Raw genomic sequence first — 5778 nt, 5'->3', positions numbered from 1 at the left:
CGCTGCGCTGCTGCTGCGCAGTGACATCCAGCGAGAGCTGGATGATCTTCGTCGCCCGGCCGGCACGGTCGAGGACGGGGCAGTAGCTGACTTGCAGCCAGACCTCGCTGCCGTGTTTGGTGAGGTGCCGTGAGCATGATGTCCGAGCTTCACCCTGAACGACGGCCGCCCAGAGTTTCTGCTGGTCCCCGCTTCTTGCCTCGTGCGGATCTAAAACGGCTTCGAGCGAGCGGCCACGCAGCTCGTCGAGAGTATAGCCGAGTAGATTGAGATAGCGCGAGTTGGCGCCTGATACTGTGCCGGCCGGCGTCAACTCCACCATGCCCTGCGCACAGCCTACCGCGTGCAGCACGGCATGATCGCCGCGAGAGAACAGCAACATGCATCCATCCTAGAAGCGGCGTTTTCGATTGAACCACGCCCCTTTGAGGGACCGGAGCGCCGCACTGCCGCCAGGCGGTCTGCTGTTGCCTAAGATGGGCAATCAGACCCTAAAAGCTCGTTAACCGCTAAATTGATCTTTGATTTAATCAATATTTTGCACAAGTTGTACGCCCGGGGCGGCTGCGTCGTTGCCGATAAATAGAACCCCTGCGCCTTCCAAGACCTCCTTAACCTTAGTTATCGTGGAGCGGCTGCTCGGCCGGCTTTGATCATCGGCCTCTACTCGCTTGATCGTGTTTGCTGAGAGACCGGTTTTCAGGCTGAGTTCGTCGATGGACCAACTGAGCATCGCCCTGGCGGCACGAACCTGCACGCCGGTGATCACAGAAGATACTGCGGAACTGCGTTCGAGCTGCCGGGAATCGGGCGGCATCCGACCCTGTCCAGATGCAAGACTTCTCAGCCAGATTTCATCTATAATAACTTGAGCCAGTCGGGCTAGCAGCCACCGATCCTCATCGCTGAAGGTGCGTGGCTGTCTGTCGATAATGCACAGTGAGCCGATCCTGATTTCCGGTGCGACGACGAGAGGCGCGCCAGCATAGAAACGGATGAACGGCTCCCCGGTCACGAGAGGGTTCAAGGCGAAGTCAGCATGGGCGCGGGCGTCGGAAACCACGAACACGCTGTCGTGCAGGATTGTGTAGTTACAAAACGCCTGCTCCCGCGGTGTGCCAGGGACGTTCAGGCCGCACTTGGCCTTGAACCATTGCCGATCCTCATCAAGGAGCGAGATGAGTGCGATCGGGACCTCGAAGAGCGACTGAGCCAGCTGAGTGATACGGTCGAAGGCCGGATTAGGCGGAGTGTCGAGCAGCTGGAGACGATGGAGCGCTGCCAGGCGCCGGCTCTCGTTCTGCCTCGGCGGCATCGGTGATGTGAAGGCGGTCTTAATCATAACATGCACAGCCGGTCCGCTTTGACGGGCGGCTCTGCGTTAAGGCCGCTGCTCAAAACGGAGAATGGGTACGATCAGGCGCGGGAGCGATGTCCCTCCGCTGACAACGAGCGGGTCCTTGTAGATGGAGAAGCTTGGCTAAGTGACGCCTAGGGCCGCATGGCAGTGATGCGGAGCAGTCGGCGTCACAGCAAATTGTGCGAAAAACAGCTCTACGCTCTCAACATAGCGGCAGCCGAGGGGCTGATGGAGTTGACCTGACCGGCTGGCATTGGACCGGGCTGATTGAGTGGATCAGCCAGGACCGAAGAAGTCGGACATGCGGCGAGGACTGTGGAGCAGACGACATAGACGCGGCTGGCTGCGTCCGCTTCCTCCTCCTCAGCCGACATCCAAACTGACATAGTGGAAGGTCCGGAAGGGGTCGGAAGTTCGCACTCCACCTGTTCGGCTTTGCGCCTGTGCCGGTTGGTGGTGAGCATCACCACGACGGCGGCGGTCGCCAGGCCCTGCGCCCGCATCTTCTGCGCTGCATACGAGGTGTAGGCGGTCAACGCCTCGGCCAGCTCGTCAAAGCCCTCCACGGCCCGGCCAAAGCTGCGTGAGCAGCAGATGGTTTTGCTGTCGGGGCTGTCCTGTTCGAGGTCCAGGCACGGGGTGCCTTGCAGCTCCATCACGGTGCGCTGCAGGACGACGTTGAACCGTTCGCGGATGCGGGTGGGGTCCGCATCTCGGAGCTTGAGCGGGGAGGTGATGCCAAGGGCTGCCAGGCGCGGCGCCAGGCGGCGGCCGATGCCCCACACGTCGCCCAGCTCCATCTTGGCCAGGGCGGCCGTCTGGCTGGCCTCGTCGGGCAGGTAACACACGCCCCCGCTGTGGGGGTCTTTCTTGGCGGTGCGGTTGGCCACCTTCGCCAGCGTCTTCGTGGTGCTGATCCCGACGCATACGGGGATGCCGGTGCGGCGGCCAACGCTCTCCCGCAGGGCGCGGGCGTGGCCCTCCGGATCGGCAAAGCCATCGAGGCCGAGAAACGCCTCGTCGATGCTGTACACCTCCAGGTCGGGGGTGAAGTCGCCCAGCACGCGCATCACGCGGGCACTGAGATCGCCGTAAAGGGTGTAATTGGAGCTGCGCACCTGCACGCCCCACCGCTCGAACTCGGCCCGGCGCAGGTGCCAGGCGTCGCCCATGACGATGCCAAGCGCCTTAGCCTCGTTGCTGCGGGCGATCACGCACCCGTCGTTGTTGCTGAGCACGACAACCGGCCTTCCCTGCAACCTCGGCTGAAACAGCCGCTCGCACGAGGCATAGAAGTTGTTGCAATCCACCAGGGCGACCGTGCCGCCCATGTCAGTCCGGCAGGCTCAGGCTGCCATCAGCGGCGAGGGCAAAGCCGGGGTTCCAGGCGATCTCCCACAGGAACCCGTCCGGGTCGGTGAAATGCCCGTGATAGCCGCCCCAAACAGCGTCCTGCGCGGGTTTGGTGATCCGGCCCCCGGCCGCCTCAGCAGCGGCCAGCACCGCGTCCACCTCGGCACGGCTGCGGGTGTTGTAGGCGAGCGTGAACCCCTGCGAGGGCTGCGCCTGGACCGGTACACCGGCATCAAGGGCGAGGTCGGCGCGCGGATAGAGCGAGAGGCCCAGGCCGCCGAGCTGAAAGAAAGCGACGCCCTCGGCGGCCCTGACCTTACGGGGCCAGCCAAGAGCCTCATAGAACGCCGTAGCGCGGGGGAGGTCGGTCACGCCGAGCGTGATCAGGCTGAGACGCGGCTCCATGGCTAGAACACCCGCGAGCTGCCGGTGACGACGCCCCACACCTGAAAGTCGGCTTCCTCGGGCACTTCGATATCGGGGAACGCGGGGTTCTCGGCCTTAAGGATCACCCGGCCGCGCCGCCGCAGGTAGGTTTTCAGTGTGAAATCCCCATTGAGGCAGGCCACCACCACGCACCCGCTCTTGGGTTCGCGGGCCTTGTCCACCACGGCTACGTCACCGGGGAACAGGCCCCGGCCGGTCATGCTCTCCCCGGCCACGCGTACCAGGAACACGGACGGGCTGCCAATGCCGTGCAGCTCGTTCAGGTCCAACGGGCGCTCTAAGCTGTCCTCGGCTGGGGACGGAAACCCACAGGCCACAGAGGCGGTCACGAGCGGCGCCGTGGCGCTGCTGCGGGCCTCACCCCGAACAAAGGCCGCAATCCCGCTGGCGTTGCCGCCACGGGCCTCAGCGGCACGCCTGGCAGCGGCTGCCAGGTCCAGGGGCAACCGCACAACGGTTGTTGGCTCTTTGCGAGGCTGGCCAGATCCAGCGCGCGGGCCGCCTCGGCCGGGTCGATGGTGCTGCATGGGCGGCGCTTTCGTTTGGTACTTGTTACAAGTATCAAACGACGGGCTGCCCCCAAGGTCCAGAGAGTTTCTTGTGTCAATGCCTGTTTGGCAGGCAGGGGTGTGTTTTCTGGGGATAACCCGCAATCCTACCAGTGCATCCTTCCAGCAAGACGGGTCAAGCTTGTTCCAATCATTTCGAGGAACTCTTTGTCACCGTTGCCAAAACCGACTTCGAGCAGCCGATGCTGAACCTCGGGCGTGGCAAGCTCTGCGAACAACACACGTTGAGTCTGACTATTCCAGCCTATCCGGCCGAGAGGGATGCGGGCGTAGTTATGTGGAGCTGGCCCACTTAACTCCTCCCCCAGTCCCTCCTTAGTCGTTGTCAGCGTGCCATTAGCTAAGGACGCGTAAAGTTCAAACCGCTCAAAAAGCAGATCAAATTCATCTTTGTCTAGCGCGAGATCCGCTAGCATCTGTGACATGATTTCAAGCAAATGGTCGCTCAACGGCGTCTTACGCCGTTCATAGCCTTCTATATGCTTCCAATAGTCATTGTCACCCCCGGCCCAGAACCAAAGGAATAGGGAAGCGACTGCCGCTTCAAGCTCGCCTCGGTTTTCCATCTCGATAGGAGTGCTTAGCCAGCGGAAAAGATTTTCAAAACGGCCAGCCTTCAAGGCGCCAATACCGTAAGCGTACAGCAGCAGTACCGCAGGATACGTTCGCAGGTTGATGTAGACGGTTAGACCGCCAAGCGCGCGGTGCTTGCCAAAGTGCTTAAGAATGTCGGTCACAAGGGGGAGCTCAGAGCCTGTTCCCCAACGACCAAGCGCCGAGAATATTTTGATAAGCGGCTCTGCACCGCTCTCGTATAAGACAACCATCTGCCGAAAGTTATCTGGGCTCCAGGGATCATTGACACCTAGACGAGCATCACCAAGTAACGTTTTCAGCCGTCGCGCTTCCTCGTCTACAAGGTCGTGCAGCTGTACCCGAAACTCAGATTTCGCCACATACCGCTTGGCACTTGCCACCATTAGCTCGATGCTGCGCGGATTGGCCTGATTAAGCGAGGTTTGGACCTCAACCTTTTGCTGCAACCGTTCAAAGAAGCTATCTGCGTCAGCAATTGAAACCGTGACGCCTCTACGATGAGTAATCAGGTCTTGAGCCACTTGGGACGGCACGCCCCGGCTGGCCCAGAACAGGGGATATCGGCGGTTTTGGATACGCTCGATAACTGCCCGCAAGGCGTGGTCCCAGTCTGCAGACCAACCGCAGACAATCAGCCCATGATCGTCCAGCACCCGATCCAGGAGCTGGTTCATGGCCACCGAGTAACCCTGTAATTCTTCCTCGGTGTTGCGGATACGAGTATCGAGATAATCACCATGAATTTTGATGATGTTGCACCGACTATGGATTAGCGGAACTGCACCAGCTAAGTCGTCATCAGACTTGATAAAAGTGGGCTCGACACCTTCATCCCGAAGTGCATTTTCTAAAAGCCGATCAAAATTGGTGGTGATTATTACGCGGATGAAGCCATCACGAATTAACTTCGCAATTGCCCTATGGGCCCTGGTAGGAACCTTTCGGCCCTCAGCGATGTCCTCAACGCTCGGCTCTATGTAACGATGCAGGATTGCCCGCCGTTCGTCCGGCGAATGCGAAAGCATATCTAACAGGTCGGAGTAGTTAGGCTCTTTGCCGAACCGATTGCGATACCATTCAGCCCAATCCGTCGGCTCGCCAGCTTCTTCCAGCGCACCAACGCGCCGCGTTAAATCTAAAATAATCTCCCACCCGGTCGGGATCTGCGAGGCCCGTGACATACCACTGCCAAGTAGAAGCGCAAAAACACCTTTGTTCTCAAAAGCTGAAAACGCCAGCGATGTGGCAGGATCGATCATCTAGGCCCCCTGGAATTAACGTTGAGTTGTATCATAGCAAAAAATTCATTATTTAACGCACTTATCCTGCTGCATCCCTGACCCCTAGGCCGCGTGGACTCTTGGGGTTCACGGACGGGGTAAGCGGTGCTTCAAGGCTGTCTTTTGGAGGACAGCCTTGAGCGTTCAGGATCGCTTGGTTCTCAGCGACGCG

6 protein-coding genes are annotated in these 5778 nt (G+C 60.1%); all 6 read right to left on the bottom strand.

Going from position 1 to position 5778, the window contains the following annotated elements; translation table 11 throughout:
• A partial coding sequence (locus tag MFF24_RS28320) for a PAS domain-containing protein (RefSeq protein ID WP_238229180.1) occupies positions 1–382 on the bottom strand: 382 nt, incomplete at its 3' end.
• A 144-nt stretch (positions 383–526) separates the two neighbouring features.
• Positions 527–1342 carry a GAF domain-containing protein gene (locus MFF24_RS28315; protein ID WP_238229179.1) on the bottom strand — a complete coding sequence of 272 codons (816 nt, stop codon included), beginning with the start codon at positions 1340–1342 and terminating at the stop codon, positions 527–529.
• A gap of 212 nt (positions 1343–1554) precedes the next feature.
• The gene (locus tag MFF24_RS28310) at positions 1555–2691 is read right to left on the bottom strand and encodes a Y-family DNA polymerase (protein WP_238229178.1); all 1137 of its coding nucleotides are present in this window, start codon (positions 2689–2691) and stop codon (positions 1555–1557) included.
• A 1-nt stretch (position 2692) separates the two neighbouring features.
• Positions 2693–3118, bottom strand: a complete 426-nt coding sequence (locus MFF24_RS28305; RefSeq protein ID WP_238229177.1) for a VOC family protein — start codon at positions 3116–3118, stop codon at positions 2693–2695.
• 2 nt (positions 3119–3120) lie between these two features.
• On the bottom strand, positions 3121–3687 hold the full coding sequence (locus MFF24_RS28300) for a LexA family protein (RefSeq protein WP_238229176.1): 567 nt from the start codon (positions 3685–3687) through the stop codon (positions 3121–3123).
• Between the two features lie 128 nt (positions 3688–3815).
• The gene (locus tag MFF24_RS28295) at positions 3816–5585 is read right to left on the bottom strand and encodes an SIR2 family protein (RefSeq protein ID WP_238229175.1); all 1770 of its coding nucleotides are present in this window, start codon (positions 5583–5585) and stop codon (positions 3816–3818) included.
• Positions 5586–5778: the final 193 nt, after the last annotated feature.

The organism is Methylorubrum aminovorans (genome assembly GCF_022179725.1).
Classification (GTDB): Bacteria; Pseudomonadota; Alphaproteobacteria; order Rhizobiales; family Beijerinckiaceae; genus Methylobacterium; species Methylobacterium aminovorans.
Note: the sequence above shows the minus strand (reverse complement) of the source record. Positions and strands in the feature narration are given on the sequence as shown.

Excerpts from the sequence above, each read along its gene's own strand:
- MFF24_RS28315 (WP_238229179.1), bottom strand. The coding sequence starts at position 1,342 with ATGATTAAGACCGCCTTCACATCACCGATGCCGCCGAGGCAGAACGAG.
- MFF24_RS28305 (WP_238229177.1), bottom strand. The coding sequence starts at position 3,118 with ATGGAGCCGCGTCTCAGCCTGATCACGCTCGGCGTGACCGACCTCCCC.
- MFF24_RS28295 (WP_238229175.1), bottom strand. The coding sequence starts at position 5,585 with ATGATCGATCCTGCCACATCGCTGGCGTTTTCAGCTTTTGAGAACAAA.
- MFF24_RS28300 (WP_238229176.1), bottom strand. The coding sequence starts at position 3,687 with ATGCAGCACCATCGACCCGGCCGAGGCGGCCCGCGCGCTGGATCTGGC.
- MFF24_RS28310 (WP_238229178.1), bottom strand. The coding sequence starts at position 2,691 with ATGGGCGGCACGGTCGCCCTGGTGGATTGCAACAACTTCTATGCCTCG.